The sequence below is a fragment of the Rhodanobacter thiooxydans genome (assembly GCF_030291135.1).
Classification (GTDB): Bacteria; Pseudomonadota; Gammaproteobacteria; order Xanthomonadales; family Rhodanobacteraceae; genus Rhodanobacter; species Rhodanobacter thiooxydans_A.
Window position 1 is genome coordinate 344,869 of the sequence record NZ_CP127409.1, and the last position, 20,094, is coordinate 364,962.

The 20,094-nt window shown below is 68.1% G+C and carries 20 protein-coding genes; 8 read left to right on the top strand and 12 right to left on the bottom strand.

The window, feature by feature from the left end:
• Positions 1-11: 11 nt before the first annotated feature.
• The 10 genes from QQA13_RS01415 to QQA13_RS01460 all read right to left on the bottom strand — a co-directional run bounded on the left by QQA13_RS01415 (position 12) and on the right by QQA13_RS01460 (position 9,108).
• On the bottom strand, positions 12-1,418 hold the full coding sequence (locus QQA13_RS01415; RefSeq protein ID WP_108472052.1) for a tetratricopeptide repeat protein: 1,407 nt from the start codon (positions 1,416-1,418) through the stop codon (positions 12-14).
• Positions 1,415-2,806 (bottom strand): glycosyltransferase family 2 protein, encoded by a 1,392-nt coding sequence (locus QQA13_RS01420; protein ID WP_108472051.1) that lies wholly within the window; start codon positions 2,804-2,806, stop codon positions 1,415-1,417. Before QQA13_RS01420 ends, QQA13_RS01415 begins: the two co-directional genes overlap by 4 nt.
• The gene (locus QQA13_RS01425) at positions 2,772-3,788 is read right to left on the bottom strand and encodes an NAD-dependent epimerase/dehydratase family protein (RefSeq protein WP_108472050.1); all 1,017 of its coding nucleotides are present in this window, start codon (positions 3,786-3,788) and stop codon (positions 2,772-2,774) included. The genes QQA13_RS01420 and QQA13_RS01425 overlap by 35 nt, the downstream gene beginning before the upstream one ends.
• A gap of 346 nt (positions 3,789-4,134) precedes the next feature.
• Positions 4,135-4,731 (bottom strand): lysophospholipid acyltransferase family protein, encoded by a 597-nt coding sequence (locus QQA13_RS01430; protein ID WP_108472049.1) that lies wholly within the window; start codon positions 4,729-4,731, stop codon positions 4,135-4,137.
• Positions 4,728-5,150, bottom strand: coding sequence for an alternative ribosome rescue aminoacyl-tRNA hydrolase ArfB (gene arfB / locus QQA13_RS01435; protein ID WP_108472048.1), 423 nt, complete (start codon positions 5,148-5,150; stop codon positions 4,728-4,730). The genes QQA13_RS01430 and arfB overlap by 4 nt, the downstream gene beginning before the upstream one ends.
• Positions 5,151-5,239: 89 nt before the next feature.
• Positions 5,240-5,941: a pseudouridine synthase gene (locus QQA13_RS01440; protein ID WP_108472047.1), complete on the bottom strand. Its 702-nt coding sequence runs from the start codon at positions 5,939-5,941 to the stop codon at positions 5,240-5,242.
• Positions 5,942-6,068: 127 nt separating this feature from the next.
• Positions 6,069-7,709 (bottom strand): ubiquinone biosynthesis regulatory protein kinase UbiB, encoded by a 1,641-nt coding sequence (gene ubiB / locus QQA13_RS01445; protein ID WP_428992340.1) that lies wholly within the window; start codon positions 7,707-7,709, stop codon positions 6,069-6,071.
• 5 nt (positions 7,710-7,714) lie between these two features.
• Positions 7,715-8,365, bottom strand: a complete 651-nt coding sequence (locus tag QQA13_RS01450; RefSeq protein WP_108472045.1) for a ubiquinone biosynthesis accessory factor UbiJ — start codon at positions 8,363-8,365, stop codon at positions 7,715-7,717.
• Positions 8,366-8,392: 27 nt separating this feature from the next.
• Positions 8,393-8,863 (bottom strand): tRNA (uridine(34)/cytosine(34)/5-carboxymethylaminomethyluridine(34)-2'-O)-methyltransferase TrmL, encoded by a 471-nt coding sequence (gene trmL / locus QQA13_RS01455; RefSeq protein ID WP_108472044.1) that lies wholly within the window; start codon positions 8,861-8,863, stop codon positions 8,393-8,395.
• Between the two features lie 41 nt (positions 8,864-8,904).
• Positions 8,905-9,108, bottom strand: coding sequence for a hypothetical protein (locus tag QQA13_RS01460; RefSeq protein WP_108472256.1), 204 nt, complete (start codon positions 9,106-9,108; stop codon positions 8,905-8,907).
• A gap of 261 nt (positions 9,109-9,369) precedes the next feature.
• Here QQA13_RS01460 and QQA13_RS01465 point away from each other — a divergent pair, with 261 nt between their 5' ends.
• The 7 genes from QQA13_RS01465 to pssA all read left to right on the top strand — a co-directional run bounded on the left by QQA13_RS01465 (position 9,370) and on the right by pssA (position 18,212).
• The gene (locus QQA13_RS01465; RefSeq protein ID WP_108472043.1) at positions 9,370-12,231 is read left to right on the top strand and encodes a M16 family metallopeptidase; all 2,862 of its coding nucleotides are present in this window, start codon (positions 9,370-9,372) and stop codon (positions 12,229-12,231) included.
• A gap of 142 nt (positions 12,232-12,373) precedes the next feature.
• Entirely contained in the window at positions 12,374-12,772 is a 399-nt protein-coding gene (locus QQA13_RS01470) for a DUF4156 domain-containing protein (RefSeq protein WP_108472042.1), read from the top strand.
• A gap of 152 nt (positions 12,773-12,924) precedes the next feature.
• Positions 12,925-13,419 carry a MarR family transcriptional regulator gene (locus tag QQA13_RS01475; protein ID WP_108472041.1) on the top strand — a complete coding sequence of 165 codons (495 nt, stop codon included), beginning with the start codon at positions 12,925-12,927 and terminating at the stop codon, positions 13,417-13,419.
• A 3-nt stretch (positions 13,420-13,422) separates the two neighbouring features.
• Positions 13,423-15,552 carry an FUSC family protein gene (locus tag QQA13_RS01480; RefSeq protein WP_108472040.1) on the top strand — a complete coding sequence of 710 codons (2,130 nt, stop codon included), beginning with the start codon at positions 13,423-13,425 and terminating at the stop codon, positions 15,550-15,552.
• The gene (locus QQA13_RS01485) at positions 15,542-15,742 is read left to right on the top strand and encodes a DUF1656 domain-containing protein (protein WP_199909843.1); all 201 of its coding nucleotides are present in this window, start codon (positions 15,542-15,544) and stop codon (positions 15,740-15,742) included. Before QQA13_RS01480 ends, QQA13_RS01485 begins: the two co-directional genes overlap by 11 nt.
• A gap of 9 nt (positions 15,743-15,751) precedes the next feature.
• Positions 15,752-16,768 (top strand): biotin/lipoyl-binding protein, encoded by a 1,017-nt coding sequence (locus QQA13_RS01490; RefSeq protein WP_108472039.1) that lies wholly within the window; start codon positions 15,752-15,754, stop codon positions 16,766-16,768.
• A 52-nt stretch (positions 16,769-16,820) separates the two neighbouring features.
• Positions 16,821-18,212, top strand: coding sequence for a CDP-diacylglycerol--serine O-phosphatidyltransferase (gene pssA / locus QQA13_RS01495; RefSeq protein WP_108472038.1), 1,392 nt, complete (start codon positions 16,821-16,823; stop codon positions 18,210-18,212).
• A 59-nt stretch (positions 18,213-18,271) separates the two neighbouring features.
• Here the strand turns inward: pssA and QQA13_RS01500 are convergent, their stop codons facing one another.
• Both QQA13_RS01500 and QQA13_RS01505 read right to left on the bottom strand, forming a co-directional pair.
• Positions 18,272-18,871 (bottom strand): GNAT family N-acetyltransferase, encoded by a 600-nt coding sequence (locus QQA13_RS01500; protein WP_108472037.1) that lies wholly within the window; start codon positions 18,869-18,871, stop codon positions 18,272-18,274.
• A 19-nt stretch (positions 18,872-18,890) separates the two neighbouring features.
• Positions 18,891-19,097, bottom strand: a complete 207-nt coding sequence (locus QQA13_RS01505) for a YdcH family protein (protein ID WP_007513695.1) — start codon at positions 19,095-19,097, stop codon at positions 18,891-18,893.
• 109 nt (positions 19,098-19,206) lie between these two features.
• Here QQA13_RS01505 and ttcA point away from each other — a divergent pair, with 109 nt between their 5' ends.
• The gene (gene ttcA / locus QQA13_RS01510; protein ID WP_108472036.1) at positions 19,207-20,073 is read left to right on the top strand and encodes a tRNA 2-thiocytidine(32) synthetase TtcA; all 867 of its coding nucleotides are present in this window, start codon (positions 19,207-19,209) and stop codon (positions 20,071-20,073) included.
• The last annotated feature ends 21 nt before the right edge of the window (positions 20,074-20,094 follow it).

Below are 20,094 nucleotides of genomic sequence, written 5' to 3' on the forward strand. Positions count from 1 at the left end.
CGCGCAGACCCTCAGAAACGGCGGGTCAGCGTGAGGCCCCAGCTGCGCCCCTCGTATGCGCCGGTGTTGAGCACCCGCTCGCTGTAGCCGGCGTTCACGCTCAGTTGCCACGGCGAGAAAATGCCGACCACCAGCGATGCGCTGATGTCGTTGGCGCGACGCCATGCGGTGAAGGTCTCGTCGCGCTGCCGGCCCAGGCCCGCCTGCACCGACAGGCCGACGTCTTCGCCGAGCCCGACGTAGAGGTTGGCGGTCAGCGCGTAGCGCCGGTAGTTGTCCGGTGCGTAGTAGCCGTGGCCGGGGTTGTGGTCGAACGACAAGTGCTCCGCGTTGGCGCCGAGGTCCAGCATGATGCCGGGCTGGCGCACAACCGCGCGACGCATGGCGGCATTCCAGTCCGTGCTGTTGTTGCTGTCGCTGAAATGGTCGCGACGCAGCCACAGGTCGCCGGTCCAGCGGAAGTCTGGCGTCCACTGCGCGTGACCGGTGACGCTGGTGCGGTCCAGCCCCAGCGAGAGCGAGCGTGGCGAGGCGGCGACGCGATCATGGTCGGCCAGCAGGTCGGCGCGGAAGGTGTCGCTGAAACGCTGGTCCACCCCGAGCCGCCACAGCGTGGTTCCGCCGCCGTCGATCGAGGAACGGCCGATGGCCGCGCTGAGCGTGGTGTACAGCGACGGTGCGTAGCGCAGCCCGACCAGCCCGCGGTTCTCATCGAGCGAGCGGGCGCCGGTGAGGCTGGCGAACGGGCTGCTCAGCGGCGCGCGGTAGTTCCAGCGGCCGAGCTCGGCCGTCCAGCGCAGCGCCTCGCCTTGCGCCAGTTCCGCGCGCAGGGTCGGTTGCGAGCGCTCGAGGTCGTCCGAATCGGAGCCGTGCTGGTAGTCCAGCGCCACGAGGGAATCGGTGCGGATGCGCACCGAACGCTCCAGGTCGCGCGCATCCTTGCCGTCCGGCCTGGCGCGCTTGACCGCCTCGACGTAGGGCAGCGCTTCGCGTGGTCGCGCCGACTGGCGCAAGGCGATCGCCTGCGCGTAGTTGGGCAGCAGGCCGTTCGGGTCGGCGGCCAGCGGCGCCGCATTGGCTTGCTGCGCCGTGCGGATCCAGCCGCCCCAGGCCAGCACCGACGCGAGCACGACCTGGCCTTCGCTGCTGCGGGTCGCTTCCGGATGGGCGTCCAGCACGTCGCGGGCGCCGGCATAGTCGCCACTCCAGGTCAGGTAGCGCGCCAGGTCGAGCACGGCGGCCTGGTCGCCGGGGTGCCCGGCGACGTACTCGCGCATCGTCCGCGTGGCGGCATCGGCGTGGCCGGTCCACATCAGCGCCCGTGCCTGCGTGTCCAGCGGCTGGACGGCAGGGTTCTGTGCCCATGCACCGGCCGGCGCCGCCAGCAGCGCGCCGACGAGCCAGGCGAGGGATTTCATTTGCGCCATTTGCGATTCCCCGTAATCCACAGGTCGATGGCAAACTGGCCGATCGTGCGGATCTCGGCCAGGATCAGGACGTAGCGCAGCGGTGTCACCAGCAGACCCTTGCCCAGCATCTTCCAGCGCTCGCCGCGGGAGATCACCGTCAACACGATCAGCGACAGCGCCGATTCCGCCAGCAGGGTGATCAGCAGCGGTTCCCAGCAGCGCAGCAGGGCCATCACGATCAACGCGGTGGGGAAGCCGATCTTCTCGAAGGCGGACATCAAGATGATCCAGCCCAGCGGGCGCCCGTAGCGTTTGGTAACTTCCTCGCCGAACGCCTGTCGGTACGGCTCCTGGACCTTGCGCAGCTCCTGGATGTGCTTGCCGTGCTCGCCCTGCTTCTCGTGCCAGCGCCGGCGCATGCGCGCGAACACCTTGAACGGGCTGCGCACCAGCGCGTCGAAGTAGTAGCAGCTCTGCAGGAAAGACGACGACCACAGCGAGATTTGCCGCGGCAGCCGCGTGGCCAGCGGCTCCTCCGAGCGCGCCGTCACGTCCAGCAGCTGGGCGTTGCGATAGCCTTGGTTGATCAGCGCGAAGCCGATGAAGATGTCCTCGGAGTTGGTGAGGTTGTCACCGAACTGCGGCTCGTAGCGGTCGAACAGGTCCTTGACGTATTCACGGCGGTAAGCCACGGCGCAACCGACCGGGTTGGTGATGCCGCCGAAGAAGACCACCTGGCCATGGAACACGAAGCCCTGCAGGAAGCGGTACAGGCAGTCGCGGTAGATGTTGGTCAGGCCCCACCACATCAGCTGCAGGCGCGAACGGCTGGACTTGGGGTCGACATACGGCCTGCCGCCGAGCACCACGGTGTATTCCGGGGTTTCCGCGAGATGGCGGCGGTCGGACAGGCGCATCGGCAGCACGCGGCCGCAGACCGAGGCGATGCCGACGCCCTTGTACAGCTCCTCGACGCAGCGGGCGATGTAGTCCGGCGATTCCAGGAAGGTGTCGCCGTCGAGGATGAACTCCACGTCGGCGTCGAACTCGCGCGCCTGGCGCTTGAGCGTGGGCGTCTTGCCGATCGACGCCTGCCGCCGGATCACCGTGATCTTCATGCCCAGCCGTTGCGCGGTCAGCTCGGCGCGGCTGGCGGTGCCGTCGTTGCTGCCGTCGTCGACGACGATGATGTTGCGCGGCTTGTGCGTCTGCCGCGCCACCGAGACCAGGCAATGGGCGATGTTCTCCGCCTCGCGGTAGGCGGGGATGACCACGTCCACCGTGGCGGTGCGCCAGTCCTGCGCAGGCGTCGGCACGGTCCGGTCCGGACCGCGCAGTAACCCGATCACGCTGAGCAGCGCGTTAGGACTGATGACAAACCAGGGTGCGGTGGCCATGTTCGCTGCCTGTCAGGGAGATGCGTCGTTCGCGGATGAGCTCGTCGAGCGTGTCTTCGAGCGTGTAGCGGTGCTGGAACCCGGTCAGCGTGCGCAGCCGGGTCAGGTCCGGCCGGCGCCGCTGGATGTCCTCGAAATCTTCGCCGTAGGCTTTCAGGTACGGCACGTGGGTGATCGGCGAGTCGCTGTCGGCGCGCTGGCGGATCAGCTCGGCCAGTGCGTTCATGCTGATCTCGCGGTCGTTGCCCACGTTCGCCACCAGCGCGTCGCCGCTCTCGCGCGAGGCGAGCAGGTCGAGCGCACGCACGTTGTCGCGCGCGTCGCAGAACGAACGGGTCTGCTCGCCGTCGCCGTACACCGTGATCGGCTCGCCGCGTACCGCCTGCTCCACGAAACGCGGCACGACCATGCCGTAGCGGCCGGTCTGGCGCGGGCCGATGGTGTTGAAGAAGCGCGCCACCAGAACCGGGATGCCGAATTTCTGTGCATAGGACAGGGCCAGCGCCTCGTCGGCGATCTTGCTGACCGAATAGTTCCAGCGGGTGCCGGCGCGGGTGGATACGCTGAGGTCCATGTCCTCGGTCAGCAATTCGGCATGGCGGTGGCCGTAGACCTCGGAGCTGGAGGCGACTACCACCTGCGGTTGCCAGCCGCTGGCGGCGATGGTGCGGAACAACCGTTCGCAGGCGGCGATGTTGGTGGCCAGCACGCGCGTCGGCTCGGCGATCACGCGGTACACGCCGACCACGGCGGCAAGGTGATAGACCCGGTCCGCCCAGGCGGCAGCCTGCTGCAGCAGCGGCCAGGTCAGCATGTCCGCCTCGTCGAAGCGGAAGTTCGGCGACGCCTCGAAGGACGCCAGGTTGGCGCGCAGCCCGGTCGACAGGTCGTCCACCACGTGGACCTTGTCCCCGCGCGCAAGGTGCAGCGCTACCAGATGGGAGCCGATAAAACCGGCCCCGCCCGTGATCAACACGTGCATGTTCGGATTCCCCCTTGTGTGTCCTGCGCCTGGTAACGGAGTCGCAGGACATTTCAACTAATGTGATGAGTATCACATTTTCTGTGATTATTGGTAAGCACGTGCCGTGCCATGACGTATTGATTCATGCTATTAGCTTGGTCTGCATCCCGCGTGTGCCCTTCCGCGTCGCAGGAAGGGGACGGGATGGCCCCACCGGGTCAGGAACGGACAAGGCGGGGCGCCCGCGGATAGCCGGCTCAGCCGCGCGGTTGCAGCGCCAGTTCAGCCCGAGACCCAGCCATACGATGCCGCGCAGGCAGTCCATCCGGCGCCCGCCGTGTGGGCGTCGTTGCACTGCCGATGGTCACACGTTGCGGTGCTTGCCTCGGAACGGTGCGTAGAACGCGCGCAGGCGGGCGAGGTCCGCCTCCATGTCGGCGCTGGTGTCGAACAGCGGGCCGAACCGGATGGTCTTGTCGGGGTAGTGGAACGCCACCGGGAAGATCGGCACGCCGGCCTCGCGGGCGATGCGCCAGAAGCCGCTCTTCCAGCGCTTCACCGGCTTGCGCGTGCCTTCCGGCGCAATGCCCAGCCACAGTCGGTCGCGCTGGCGGAACTGATCGATCATCTGCTCGACCACGCCCCTGGCGGCGGTGCGGTCGATCGGCATGCCGCCAAGCCGGCGCAGCAGGCCGCCGAGTGGCCAGAAGAACAGCTCCTGCTTGCCCATGAAGTGCACGTCGGCGCCGACCGCCACCTTGACCAGCAGCCCCCACACCCCATCCCACCAGGACGAATGCGGCGCGGCGATCAGCACCAGTTTGGGCACGTCGGGGAACTCGCCGACCAGGCTCCAGCCGGCCATGCGCAGCGCGGCGCGGCAGGTCCGGCGTTGCCAGCCGTCACGCAGGCGGGGCATCTGTGCCGGCAGCTGGGCGGGAGTAAACAGGCGTCCGTTCATTCGAAGTCCGGTTTGCGCGAGCGCGTCTGCTTGATCTTGCCGCGCTGCTGCTTGCCGACCAGACGGCGCTCCTTGGAGGCACGGGTCGGTTTGGTGGCGAGGCGCTTCTTCGGCGGCAGCAGCACGCCATGGATCAGCTCGGCCAGCCGCTCGCGCACGTCGTCGCGATTGCGCGCCTGGTCGCGAAAGCGGCGACCCTGGATCACCAGCACGCCATCGGCGGTGAGCCGGCGGTCGCGCCGGGCCAGCAAGCGCGCGCGGACCTCCTCCGGCAGCGACGGCGAGCCGACCACGTCGAAGCGCAACTCCACCGCGCTCTCGGTGCGGTTCACATGCTGCCCGCCCGGGCCGTCGGCGCGCAGGAAGCGCTCGACCAGTTCGGATTCGGGCAGGGAGAGGGTGCGGCTGATGGTCAGCATGCGGGAAGTGTAGGGGAGAAGCGGGTAGTGAGTGGAGGGCAGCGAGAAGCCGAAGAAAGCCTGGAGCGGCCTTTCTCACGCCGGCCAGCTCACTCCTCTTCGAGCGTCCAGCCGAAACGATCGAGCAGCCCGGCGTACGCGGCGTCCAGCGGGGCCTCGATCTCCAGGGCAGCGCCGGTCAGCGGATGCGCGAAGCGAATCCGCCAGGCGTGCAGCAGCATGCGATGGCAGCCGAAGTGCTGCTTGTACAGCCGGTTGTGGTCGCCGCGGCCGTGCTGGCAGTCGCCGATCACCGGGTGGTGGATATGCGCCAGGTGCTTGCGGATCTGGCGGAAGCGGCCGCTTTCGGGTTCCGCCAGCAGCAGGGCATAACGCTGCTGCGGGTAGCGACCCAGTTCGATCGGCACTTCGATCGTGGCCAGCTGGCGGTAGCGTGTACGCGCCTCGCGGCGCGGGCCGGTTTCGCGCGAACCGGGCAGCGGATAATCGATCACGCCTTCCGCCGGCTCCGGCCAGCCGCGCACCACCACCAGGTACTGCTTGTGCACCGCGCGGCCCATGAACTGCTCGCCCAGCGCGGCGGCGACTTCCTTGCTGCGCGCGATCAGCAGCACGCCGCTGGTGGCGCGGTCGAGCCGGTGCGCCAGGTACACGCTGTCACCGACTTGCTCGCGCAGCAGGTCGATCAGGAATTCTTCCGCGTTGCCCACCATCTTCGAGCGGTGCACGGCCAGGTTCGCGGGCTTGTTCACCGTGATCAGGGCGTCGTCCTGGTAGAGGATGTCGAGCATGCGGACCCATCGAGCGAGGTGTGGTGCGGTTATGGGGCGACGCAAGGGCGGGCACTGCTCCCGCCAGCTCCTGGCGTGAAGCGGCGGACAGTGCCCGCCCTGCGTTCCGATGGGTTTCTCGCGTCGGTCAGCGGGAGCGGGGCCAGCCGATGGCGAACGCGAGCAGGCCTGCAATGCCGGCGCCGAGCGGTGGCCAGGGGCCGTGTTGCGGATTGAGTGTCCACAGCAAGGTGGCGCCGATCAGCAGCGTGCTGCCGAGCAGGCCGCAGGCGAGCAGCTTGTGCTGGCGGCGGGCATTGTCCCGTTGCAGTTCCAGCGCCAGCGGATCGGCCAGCTCGCGCCGTTCGCCGCGGCCGATCTGGCGCAGCGCGTCGCGCACCAGCTCGGGAAATTCCGGTGCGTGGTGCAGCCATTCGGGCAGCCGCTTGCGCACGTCGCGCAGGGTGCGCAGCGGGCTGTAGCGCTCGCGCAGGATGCGTTTCAGCACCGGATGCGCCACCGCCCAGATGTCGATCTGCGGGTCGAGCATGCGGCCGACGCCCTCGATGTTGAGCAGGGTCTTCTGCAGCAGGATCAGCTGCGGCTGCAGGGTCAGCTGGAAGCGGCGCGCGGTCTGGAACAGCTTCACCACCAGCTCGGCCAGCGAGATCTGCGCCAGCGGGCGGGTGAAGTACGGCTCGCACACCGTGCGCACGGCCGCTTCCAGTTCGTCCAGCCGCACGTTGGCGGGCATCCAGCCGGCGGCGACGTGCAATTGCGCGATGCGCGCATAGTCGCGCTCGAACAGGGCGATGAAGTTCTGCGCCAGCCAGTACTGGTCGGCCTCGGGCAGCGAGCCCATGATGCCGAAGTCCAGCGCGATGAAGCGCGGTTCGCCGGTGCGCGCCGGGTCGACCCAGATGTTGCCGGGGTGGGCGTCGGCATGGAAGAAGTTGTCGCGGAACACCTGCTCGTAGAACACCCGCACGCCCTTGGCGGCGAGTGCCTTGCGGTCCAGCCCGGCGGCGTCGATCGCGGCGATGTCGTCGCTGCTGATACCGTGCACGCGTTCCAGGGTGAGCACACGCGCGCTGGTCAGCTCCCAGTGCACCTCGGGAACATAGAGGTCCACGCCGCTGGCGAAATTGCGCTTGAGCAGGCTGGCGCTGGCGCCTTCGCGCTGCAGGTCCAGCTCGTTTTCCAGCATCTTCTCGACTTCGGCCACCACGTCCAGCGGGCGGATCTTGTCGGCGTTCGGGTGCCAGCGCTGGGCCAGCTCGCCCAGCGAGCGCAGCAGTTTCACGTCGCGGGCGATCTGCGCGTCGATGCCGGGGCGCAGCACCTTCACCACCACCTCGCGGCCGTCGTGCAGCGTGGCGGCGTGTACCTGGGCGATCGAGGCGGAGGCCAGCGGGGTTTCGTCGAATTGGGCGTATAGACGGCTGATCGATGATTTCAGTTCGCCCTCGACGATGGCCCGTGCCTCGCTGCCGGAGAACGGCGCGACCTGGTCCTGCAGCAGCGCCAGCTCGTCGGCGATGTCCGTGGGCACCAGGTCGCGGCGGGTCGACAGCACCTGGCCGGCCTTGACGAAGATCGGGCCCAGTTCGGTCAGCGCATGACGCAGGCGCGCGCCACGCGACAGTCCGCGGATGTCGATGCGCGGGCGCGAAACCAGCGGGCGCAGCAGCTTCAGCGGACGGTACAGGTGGGTGGCGTCGACCAGTTCGTCGAGCCGGTACGCCAGCAGCACCGAGGCGACCCGCAGCAGGCGCGGTACCACCTTCAGCGGCGTCACGCGGCGTTGCCCGGCAGGCGTCGCATCAGCCGCTGGATGCGTGATTCCAGCCGCTCGCTGCGCTCGCGCACGTCGTCCACGCCGTCGAGGAACCCTTCGACCTCGCCTGGCGCCATCGCCACGCGAGCCTCGTCGCGCAGCCAGTCGGCGCTGTCCTCGGTGAGATGGCTGGCGGTTTCGTGGGCGTGGGCGAGGCCGTTGCGCACGGCTTTCGCCAGCGGCACGCCGAGCACGTCACCGAACGTGCGCGCGAACGCTTCCTCGAAATCGGGGGCGAACTTGCCGGCCAGTTTTTCCAGTCGGCGCGCCAGTTCGGCGTCGCCGGCGATCTCCACCTTGCCCGGCGCGATGCCGTCGTCGTCGCGGCGGAACATCATGGCCAGCAGGCTGCCCGGGGTGGCGGCGACCCGCAGCTGGCTGTCGTCTTGCGGCGGGCCGACTTTCAGGCGCGCCTCGTCGACGATGACGGCCAGCGCCAGCTCCGGTCCGCGCAGATGCAGTTGCACGCTGCGGCCGTTCAACGCGGCCAGCTTCTGCTGCGTGTCCGGGTCCAGCGACAAGGTGTGGTTCAGCGCGGCTTCCAGCGCACGGCCGGCGAGCTTGCGCAGCGGTTGCGGCAACCAGGAGTTGGGAGTGGCGGCGTTCATCCGGCGATTGTAGCCCGCCGGCCGGGCTCAGACGTCCGCGGCGCCGGGGAAACCCAGCTGGCGCCAGGCTTCGTAGACGGCCACGGCGACACTGTTGGACAGGTTCAGGCTGCGGCTGTCCGGGCACATCGGCAGGCGCAGGCGTTGCTCGGCGGGAATCGTTTCCAGCACCTCGCCCGGCAACCCTGCGGTCTCGCAGCCGAACAGCAGCGCGTCGCCATCGGCGAAGCGGGCGTCGACGTGGGCGACGCGGCCGCGGGTGGTGAAGGCGTACACCCGCGGCGTGCCGATCGCGTCGAGGCAGCTGGCCAGGTCGTCATGCACCGCGACGCTGGCGTACTCGTGGTAGTCCAGCCCGGCGCGCCGCAGCCGGGCATCGTCGAGCTGGAAGCCGAGCGGCCGGATCAGGTGCAGCGCAGCGCCGGTGTTCGCGCACAGGCGAATCACATTGCCGGTATTCGGCGGGATCTCGGGACGGAACAGGATGACATGCAGCATCCGGCCATTATCGCGTGTCAGTGCCGATCTGCGTCGAATGCTCAGCCGCCGAACTGCGGGCAGACCACGCCGTCCGGTGGCAATGCGCAGCTGGTTGGCGCGGCCAGCAGGATGGCGCCGATGGTGCTGTTGGCGGCGAGCTGCACAGAGGCCGGCGTGGTCGTCACCATCGCGCCAAGGATCAGGCCGCAGACCGCCAGGCAGGCGATGAACAGGCCGCGCAGCATCAAGGTCTCGAATTTCATGGTCATGTCTCCGATGAATGAAGTGAAGTTCCTGCCTTCCCGTATCAGCAATCCCCGTGCCAAGCGCTGCTATGTATTCAAATCATTGATTTATAAATGATAAGCAAGTGAGCTTGGCAGCTGCGGCATTGTCCGCGGACAGCTGTCCGCCCGCCGCCGGACAGCCGGACAGGCCGGCCGCGACCGTGCCACAAGTCATTTGCGATGCCCGCAGGGCGTCGCTAGCCTGCGTGGACTTATCCGTGAAACAGGAGGTTCACCGTGACAAAGAAACCACTCGCCCTGCTTATCGCCGGCCTGCTTACCCTGACCGGCGGGATGCCGCTGGCACTGGCCGCCCCGGATGCCGCCACCGCGGCCGCGACGACGCAGGCGCAGCAGATCCCCGAACTCGCCTGGACCCGCTTCACCCTGCCGAACGGGCTGACCGTGGTGGTGCACGAGGACCACAAGGCGCCGGTGGTGGCGGTGAGCGTGTGGTACCACGTCGGCTCCTCCTATGAGCCGAAGGGCAAGACCGGTTTCGCGCACCTGTTCGAGCACCTGATGTTCCAGGGTTCGGAGAATCACAAGGACGAATTCTTCAAGCCGTTCGAGCTGGCCGGCGCCACCGACCAGAACGGCACCACCTGGCTCGACCGCACCAACTATTTCGAAACCGTGCCCACCAGTGCGCTGGACATGGCGCTGTGGATGGAATCGGACCGCATGGGCCACCTGCTCGGCGCGATCGGCCAGCCGCAGCTGGACGAGCAGCGCGGCGTGGTGCAGAACGAGAAACGCCAGGGCGAGAACCAGCCGTATGGCCGCGCCAGCGAGCTGATCCAGGCTGAGGCATTCCCGGCCAACCACCCCTATCACCACGACACCATCGGCTCGATGGCGGACTTGAACGCCGCCTCGCTGGGCGACGTGAAGCAGTGGTTCAAGGATTACTACGGCGCCGCCAACACGGTGGTGGTGCTGTCCGGCGACATCACGCCGGCGCTGGCGAAGGAGAAGATGCTGAAGTACTTCGGCGACATCGCCGCCGGCCCGCAGGTGCCGCGGCCGCAGCCGTGGGTGGCGCCGCGCACGCAGTCCACCCGCGGCACGATGACCGACAACGTGGCGCAGGTGCGCATCTACCGCGAGTGGAACGTGCCCGGCCGCGGCAGCCGCGACGAGAACCTGTTGGAGCTGGCTGCCGCGGTGCTAGGCGGCAGCAAGACCTCGCGGCTGTATCAGCGGCTGGTCTACCAGGACAAGCTGGCCGACAGCGTTTCGGTCGACGTCGAGCAGCACGTGCTGGCCAGCCTGTTCAACCTGCAGGTGGACGTGAAGAAGGGCGCCGACCCGGCCAGGGTCGAGGCGGCGATCGCCGACGAGTGGCGGAAATTCCTGAAGGACGGCCCGACCGCCGACGAGCTGGCGCGGGTCAAGACGGAAACCCGCGCGTCGTTCGTGCGCGGACTGGAGAAGGTCAACACGCAGGCCTCGATCCTGGCCCAGGGCCAGCTGTACCGCAACGATCCGGGCGCCTACCTGAAGGACTTCAAGGAACTCATGGCGGCCACGCCGACCGACGTCGCCGCGGTGGCGAACCAGTGGGTCGCCAAGGGCGACTACACGCTGACCGTGCTGCCGGGCAAGGTCGAGGACACCGACATGGCCACCGTGGCTGGCCGCGCCGCGGCCAGCGGCGCGCCGGCGCCGGTGCTGTCGGCGAAGGGCGACTACCGTACCGTCAAGAGCGATGTCGACCGCAGCAAGGGCGTGCCCGCGGTCGGCACGTTCCCCGACCTCAGCTTCCCCGCCCTGCAGCGCGGCAAACTGGACAACGGCATCGAGGTGATCCTGGCCGAGCGCCATACGGTGCCGGCGGTGCAGCTGCAACTGCTGTTCGACGCCGGCTACGCCGCCGACCAGGGCCGCAAGCTGGGCACCTCCAGCTTCACCATGGCGATGCTGGACGAGGGCAGCAAGGAACTCGACTCGGTCGAGATCGCCAAGCGCAAGCAACGCCTCGGTGCGATCATCGCCAGCGGTTGCGGACTGGATTACTGCAACGCCACGCTGAACGCGCTGGACGACCAGCTGAAGCCGTCGCTCGACCTGTTCGCCGACATCGTGCGCAACCCGGCGTTCCGCGAGACCGATATCAGCCGCCTGCGCGGCCAGTGGCTGGCCGGCATCGCCCAGGAGAAGAGCCAGCCGATCGGCATCGCGCTGCGCACCCTGCCGCCGCTGCTGTACGGCAAGGGCCACGCCTACGCGATCCCGTTCACCGGCACCGGCACCGAGGCCTCGATCAAGTCGCTGAGCGCCGCCGACATGCGCGCGTTCGTGGGCGATTTCATCCGCCCGGACAACATGCAGATCCTGGTCGCCGGCGACACCACGCTGGACAAGATCATCCCGCAGTTGAATGCCGCGTTCGGCAACTGGAAAGCGCCAGCCAGCAAGGTGCCGGCGAAGAACATCGGCAAGGTCGCGCCACCATCGCAGGTGCGCGTGTACCTGGTCGACCGCCCCGGCGCGCAGCAGAGCCTGATCCTCGCCGGCAGCCTGGCGCCGTCGACCGAGGCGCCGAACAACCTGGAGATCCAGACCATGAACGGTGCCTTCGGCGGCACCTTCACCTCGCGCCTCAACATGAACCTGCGCGAGGACAAGCACTGGGCCTACGGCGCCTTCAGCTTCCTGCAGAACGCGGTAGGCCAGCGCCCGTTCATGCTGTACGCGCCGGTGCAGACCGACAAGACCGCACCGTCGGTGGCCGAGATGCTGAAGGAGGCGAAGGGCGTGATCGGCGGGCAGCCGCTGACCGCGCAGGAGATCGGCAAGATCAAGGTCGGCGACGTGCGCAGCATGCCGGGCAGCTACCAGACCACCGCGGCGGTGATGGGCGCGCTGCAGGGCATTGCGTTATACCACCGGCCGGATGATTACGTGCAGACCCTGAAGTCGCGCATCGAGGCACAGACCGATGCCTCGGTGGAAGCGGCGGCGAAGGAGATCATCCACCCGGACCAGCTCACTTGGGTGATCGTCGGCGACCTCAAGAAGATCGAGGCGCCGATCCGCGCGCTGAAGCTCGGCGAGGTGCAGGTGCTCGACGCCGACGGCAAGCCGGTGAAGTGAGCCCAGGTGCGGTGCCGGCATGCGCCGGCACCACGCGTTGTGGATCGGTTGGGGGACGCGCCGCCGTCCCCGCGCTAGGATGGAGGCCGGGCCGGCCATGCCCGGCCTCTTTCATGTCCAAGCCACCGTCGCGGAGCCACCCATGCGCAAGACCCTGCTGTTGCTCGTCCCCGTCCTCCTGCTCGGCGCCTGCAGCTGGGGCATCACGCTCGACGATGCCGCCAAGAACGTGCGCACGGCCTGGAGCGGCGACGTCTCCTCCTGCCACGAGCTGGGCAAGGTCACCGTCTCGGTGATGGACCGCGTCGGCCCGGTCGACCGCAACGACATCAAGGTGCGCGACGAGCTGGAAGTGCTGGCCCGCAACGAGGCTGCCAAGATGCACGCCGACACCATCAAGCCGCTGGCCGAGCCGACCGACGGCTCGCAGCCGTGGGGCGCCTATCAGTGCGGCGCCAGCCGGCCCACGCCGACCAGTGCGCCGACCCGATCCGGCTCGACTCCGGGGCAAACGCAGACGTTCCCCGTTCACGGCGGCTGAGCAGTTCTCGTCCGATCATCGAAAGGCGCCCGCGGGCGCCTTTTTTCATGCCTGCATGGCGGGTGCTTGCCTGGCGGCGGGACTCGGCATAATATGCACATATTGATATTACATATATGTATAAAATACATGACAGGTAATTGGGTATCTCCGTGAGCAGCTTCGTTCCCACCGAGCAGCGGCTGGCGGTCACCCGCCGGCGGTATCCGGCGTTTCCGCGCGAACCGGCGGTGCTGGTGCGGCTGGTCAAGCACATCTACAAGCAGTTGCACGACGACGCCAATGCCCTGCTCAAGCCGTGGGGCATCAATCACCCGGAATACAACCTGCTGATGATGCTGTACGGCACCGAGGGGTACGCGTTGCATCCCTCGCAGCTGGCCGAGGCGGCGGGCGAAAAATCCGCGAACATCACGCGGCTGGGCAATGAGCTGTGCGACAAGGGGCTGATCGCGCGCGACGGCAGCAGCGAGGACCGGCGCAAGGTCACCTTCACCCTGACCCGGGCAGGCGTGGCGCTGGTCGAGAGTTTCCTGCCCGGGGTCTGCGCCCTGCTGGAGCGGCAGGGCGCGGGCCTGTCGCCGCGCGAGTCGGTTCAGCTGGAAAAGCTGCTGAAGAAATTCCTGGACCATCTCGGACAGGGCTGAAACATGTCCGCCTCCGCCATCGAATCCATGCCGCGGCTGTCGCGCTGGCCGTGGCTGGCCGACGTTCTCGCTGGCGAGGGCCATGCGTGGATCTTCGTGCTCAAGGCCGCGCTGGCACTGTACGCGGCCACCTGGCTGGCGATGTGGCTGCAACTGGAGAAGCCCTCGACCACGATGATCACGGTGGTGCTGCTGATGCATCCGCAGAGCGGCATGGTGCTGGCCAAGAGCTTCTACCGTGCGATCGGCACGCTGGCCGGCAGCGTGTTCGGCGTGCTGCTGCTGGCGCTGTTCCCGCAGCAGCGCGTGCTGTTCCTGCTGTCGCTGTCGCTGTGGGTGGCGTTGTGCGCCGGCGGCGCCACGCTGTACCGCAACTTCATGTCCTACGGTTTCGTGCTGGCCGGCTACAGCGCGGCGATCGTGACCATGCCGGCGGTCGCCAACCCGCTCGACGTGTTCGATTCGGCGGTGATGCGGGTGAGCGAGGTGCTGCTGGGCGTGGTCGTCGCCGGCGCGGTCAGCGACCTGGTCCTGCCGGGCCGCCTGCGCGAGGTGCTGCGGCGCAGTGCGCGCGAGCAGTTCAGCCACTTCCTCGACTTTGCCCGCAACAGCACCGGTGGCGCGATCGCCCGTGCCGAGATGGAGCAGGCCTACCTGCATTTCGTGCGCGGCGCGGTGCAGCTGGAAAACCTGCGCGCCGCGGTGATCTTCGAGGATCCCGAGGCGCGCGCACGCAGCAGTCGCATGCGCCTGATCAACCAGTTCTACATGTCGGCCACCACCACCTTCCAGTCGGTGCACCACCTGATCAACCGGCTGCAGCGCAGCGGCCGCGGCGATGCTGCCGCTGCGCTGATCTCGCTGTACCAGCCGATCGGCGCAGCACTGTCGCCGCCGCCGGCGCAGCAGCACGACCCGGCCGTGTTGGCGCCGCGACTGCATGCCTGCGAGCAGAGCCTGCCGGTGCTGGCGCAGCAGTTGCGCGCCGCGTTGCCGGAGCCGGCGCGGATCGATTTCGACACCGGCGCAATCCTGCTGCGGCGTTTCGCCGACGAGCTGCACGACTTCACCCTGGTGGAAAACTCGCTGCGCGCGAAGCGCCTGCGCGGCAATGTCGAACGGGTGCAGTTCCGCCGCGGCAACGATTACGCCGGCGCCGGCCTGGCGGTACTGCGCACCTTCCTGACGATGATCACGCTGAGCGCATTCTGGCTGGCCAGCGGCTGGCCGCACGGTGCCAGCGCGATGCTGATCGCCACCATCTTTGCCGGCCTGCTGGCGATGGCGCCGAACCCGGTGACGGTGGCCTTCCGTACGTTGTTCGCCCAGGGCACGGGCATGGCGATGGCTTTCCTCGTCACCTTCGGCCTGCTGCCGAGCAGCGATGGCTATGTCATGTTCGTCGCGGCCACGCTGCCGTTCCTGATCCTTGGCTTCTACGTGCAGGCGCAAACGGCCATCTCCACCATGGGCGTGGGCTATGGCATCGGTTTCGTCGCCAGCATGTTGCTGACCAACCGGATGAATTACGACCCGGCCTCGTTCATCAACGAGGCGATGGCACAACTGGCCGGGTTCGCGCTGTGTGCGGTGGCTTTCATGGTGCTCCCTGCGGTCACCGGTACCGGCTGGCAGCGCGAGCGCCAGATGCGCCAGCTGCGCCGGCAGGTGGTGCTGGCCGCCAGTGCGCCGCTGACGGGGCTTTTGCATGCGTTCGAGAGCGTCAATCGCGACCTGTTCCTGCAGGTGGTGACGCATACCCGGCCGGACAGCCGCGAATCGCGCGACCTGCTGGCGTGGGCGCTGACCGTGCACGAGTGCGGCCGCGGCCTGATCGAGCTGCGCCAGGACATGGCCGGCAGCCAGCTGCCAGGTGCCGTGGAACAGCACGTGCAACAGGCCGTGCTGGCCGTGGCGCAATTGTTCGACATGCCGGACGCGGCGAACTGGCAGCGCGCGGAGCTGGCGGTCACCGAGGCGCTCGCCGGGATCGCCGGCGGCCCGTTCGCCGCGCAGGCCGGCAGCCGCCGCGTGCTGCTGCACCTGCATCGACTGCGCAGCGTGCTGCGCGACGATGAGTCGGCGCTGGCGCCGTACATGCCGGCGGCGGAGGAGCCTGTCCATGCCTCATGAAATCTCGATCGGCGGAGCCCTGGTCCCCGGCCTGGTGGTCATCTTCCTCGGCTGCCTGCCGCTGATGTGGCTGCTCGACACGGCGATCGGCCGGCTCGGCCTGTATCGCTACGTGCTGCATCCGTCGCTGGTGCGGCTGGCGCTGTTTGTCTGCCTGTTCGGCGCCGCCGGGCTGCTGCTGATCCACTGAGTCCATCTTATGAACAACAAACCCCTGCTGCTGCGTCTTGCCCTCACCAGCGTTGTCGTCGTCGTCGCAGCGCTGCTCGGCCATGCCCTGTGGACGCACTACCTGTACTCGCCGTGGACCCGCGACGGCCGCGTGCGTGCGGACGTGGTGCGGGTCGCGCCGGATGTCTCCGGCCTGGTCACGAGCGTGGCCGTGGCCGACAACCAGCTGGTGCACAAGGGCGACCTGCTGTTCATCATTGATACCGCGCGCTTCCGCTATGCGGTCGACCAGGCACAGGCCAACCTGGATGCCGCCGAGGCGAGTGCGCGCGCCGCCGGCGCCAACATCGGCGCGGCGCTGGCCAGTGCCGCCGCACGCAAGGCCGAGTACGACATGCGCCAGGAGGAAGCCACGCGTCGCCAGCAACTCGGTGACGTCGTCGCCAGGGAAGTGCGCAGTGACGCGGCGGCCACGGCGAATTCCGCCCGCGCCACCTGGGCGCAGGCCCGGGCGGGCGGCGAGCAGGCCTCGGCAGTGCGCGAACAGGCGCAGGCTGCCGTGGAGCAGGCGCAGGTGTCGCTGGATCAGGCGAAACTCGATCTGCAGCGCACCGCGGTACGCGCACCGGTGGATGGCTACGTCACCAACCTCGACATCCGTGTCGGCGATTACGCGGCTACCGGCACGCCGCGGCTCGCCCTGATCGACAGCCACAGCTACTACCTGTACGGCTACTTCGAGGAAACCAAGCTGCCGCAGCTGCACGTGGGTGACCCGGTCGACATCCGCCTGATGGCCGGTGGCGTGAAGCTGAAGGGCACCATCACCGGCATCGCACGCGGCATCACCGACCGCGACAACCCCACCGGCAACGACCTGCTGGCCGACGTCAACCCCACCTTCAACTGGGTGCGGCTGGCCCAGCGCGTGCCGGTACGTATCGCGATCGACACCCGCCACCTGCCGGACGACACCCTGATCGCCGCCGGCATGACCGCCACCATCGAGGTGCACCCGCGCGCCGCCGATAAGCAGCGGCGGTAGGCGTACCGCGCACGGTTTGCGATGATGCGCGCTGTTGTCTGCCGATGTCGCCATGAACAAGTTGATCACCGCACCCGGCCGTCTCGCGCGCCGCATGTTGCCGTTCCGGCGCAGGCCGCGCGCAGGCGCCGAACTGCCGTTCTTCGCGGTGCCGGCCGACGCGATCAGCGTGCTGCCCGATCCGGCCGCGTTCCGGCAGGAGTTGCTGCGCCTGATCGCACAGGCCAGCCGGCGCATCGTGATCGTGACGCTGTACCTGCAGGACGACGACGGCGGCCGCGAGGTGCTCGACGCGCTGTATGCGGCTAAGGCGCGGCAGCCGGCGTTGCAGGTGTCGGTGTTCGTCGACTGGCATCGCGCGCAACGCGGCCTGATCGGCAAGCAGAAGAGCGAAGGCAATGCGGGCATGTACCGCGAGTACACCGCGCGGCTCGGCCCGGGCGTCGACATCTACGGCGTGCCGGTGCAGAACCGCGAGCTGTTCGGCGTGCTGCACCTGAAGGGCTTCGTGATCGACGACGCCGTGCTGTACAGCGGCGCCAGCCTCAACGACGTCTACCTGGTGCGCCACGGGCGCTACCGGCTCGACCGCTACCACCTGCTGCAACATGGCGGGTTGGCCGATGCGATGGCCGGGTTCGTCAAGCAGCACTTCATCGGCAGCGATGCGGTGCAGCGGCTGAACGTGGCTGAGGTGCCGTCCACGAAATCGCTGCAGCCGGCAATCCGCGAATTCCGCCAGGAGCTGCAGCGCTTGAACTACGACGTGCCGCAGACGACGCTGGCCAGTGGCGAGGTCGCGGTGACGCCGCTGCTGGGCTTTGGCCGCAGCGACAACACGCTGAACGAGGTGCTGCTGGACCTGCTGCGTGGCACGCGCGAGCGCCTGATCGTGTTGACCCCGTACTTCAATTTGCCGCGGCAGGTGCGGGTGCTGCTGGGCCAGCTGCTGCGGCGCGGCTGCCGCATCGACATCATGGTCGGCGACAAGAGCGCGAACGATTTCTACATACCGCCGGGGCAGCCGTTCAAGACCATCGGCCTGCTGCCCTACCTGTACGAGAACAACCTGCGCCGCTTCGTGCGGGCGCATCGCCGGCAGGTCGACAGCGGCCAGCTCAACCTGCACCTGTGGCGCGACGGCGACAACAGCTACCACCTGAAAGGCCTGTTCATCGACGACGACGTGGCCGTGCTGACTGGCAACAACCTCAACCCGCGTGCGTGGTCGCTGGATCTGGAGAACGGCCTGGTCCTGCGCGATCCCGCGCACCTGCTGCGGGCGAAGCACGAGGCGGAGTGGGCGGCCTTGCGCCGGCATGCCACGCGGCTGGCCGATTACCGTGCGCTGGAAAGCCCGCGGCGCTACCCGGCCGAGGTGCGCAAGCTGCTGCGCCGCTTGAACCGCGTTCGGCTGGACCGGCTGGTCAATCGTCTGCTGTAGGGCGGTTACGGCCCGCTGTTTTTCGGGAGGCCGTGGCGACAGCGGCGGGCGGTACCGCCCTACCGCACGGCGAGGCGATCCAGCCGCATGCCCAGCCAGTTCGCCACATTCGGCCATTCGTCGGCGAGGATGCTGAAGCAAACCGTGTTGCGCAGGCTGCCGTCGGTGCGGTGCTTGTGGGCGCGCAACACGCCTTCGCGCTGCGCGCCGAGGCGCTCGATCGCGCGCTGCGAATCCTCGTTCAGTTCGTCGGTGTGGAAGGCCACCGCCACGCAGCCCAGCGTCTCGAACGCGTGTTCCAGCAGCAGGCGCTTGCAGGCGGTGTTGAGGTGGCTTTTCTGCCAGCGCTTCGCGTACCAGGTGTAGCCGATGGCCAGGCGCGGCAGCGCGGCGTCGATCTCGTAATAGCGGGTGCTGCCGACGATCTCGCCGCTGCCGGCCTCGCGCACGGCGAACGGCAGCATGTGTCCTTCGGCCTGGCCCTGCAGCGCTTTCTCGACGTAGCCGCCTGCCTGTCCCGGCGGTGGCACGCTGGTGACGGCGAGGTTCCACAGCTCGCCGTCACCAGCGGCGGCTTCCAGTGCCGGCACGTGGTCCAGGCTCAACGGTTCCAGCACGACGTAATCGTCCTGCAGGCGGATCGGGGTGAACGGGATCATGGGTGGTCCGGTGCGGTGTTCAGGCGTCGAGGTCGGGGATCAGCTTGCTCTCGAGCCGGGCAATGTTGTCCTTCAGCAGCAGCTTGCGCTTCTTCAGCCGGGTCAGCTGTAGCTCGTCGCGGCCGATCGCCGAGGCCAACTGGTCGATCGCTGCGTCGAGGTCGCGGTGTTCCATCCGCAACTCGGCGAGCAGGTGGACGATTTCTGCGTGATCCTGAACCTGCATGGCAGTGACGGTGGCCGGGGGCGGTTCTTCTAGTTTAGCGCCGTTTTCCGCTGCAGTAGCCGGTTGCCTGGGCGTTACAATGGGAAGTCTTCGCCGTCCGATTGCCGTCATGTCCGCCCAGCTCGACATTCTCCGTCCATCCGTTGCCGCCGAGGCCGGCAAGCTGGCCCGACGCCTGCGTCGCCAGGTGGGCCAGGCAATCGGCGATTTCGGCATGATCGAGGACGGCGACAAGGTGATGGTGTGCCTGTCCGGCGGCAAGGATTCCCACACCTTGCTGGACCTCCTGCTGCAGCTGCAGGCGAAGGCGCCGGTGCGCTTCGAGCTGATCGCGGTGAATCTGGACCAGAAGCAGCCGGATTTTCCCGAGCATGTATTGCCGGATTACCTCGGCGCGCGCGGCGTGCCGTTCCACATCATCGAGCAGGACACCTACAGCACGGTGACGCGGGTGATCCCCGCCGGCAAGACCCTGTGCAGCCTGTGCTCGCGGCTGCGCCGCGGCGCGCTGTACACCTGGGCGGCGGCGAACGGCATCACCAAGATCGCGCTGGGCCATCACCGTGACGACATCCTCGCCACCTTCTTCCTCAACCTGTTCTACCAGGCGCAGCTGAAGGCGATGCCGCCAAAGCTGCGCTCGGACGACGGCCGCCACGTGGTGATCCGCCCGCTGGCGTATTGCCGCGAAAGCGACATCGCCGAATACGCGGCGCAGCGGCAGTTCCCGATCATCCCGTGCAACCTGTGCGGTTCGCAGGACAACCTGCAGCGCCAGGCGGTGCAGCGCATGCTGGCCGCCTGGGAACAGCAGCAGCCCGGGCGCAGCGAGAACATTTTCCGCGCGCTGGGCCATGTGTCACCCTCGCATCTGGCCGATCGCCAGCTGTTCGATTTCAGCTTCGGCGCGCCAGCTGCCGCGGCGCCTGCCTGGCCCGGCGACGCAGCGGATGAGACCGCGCCCGCGCAGGCTTGAACCTTCCACCCTCCCACTACC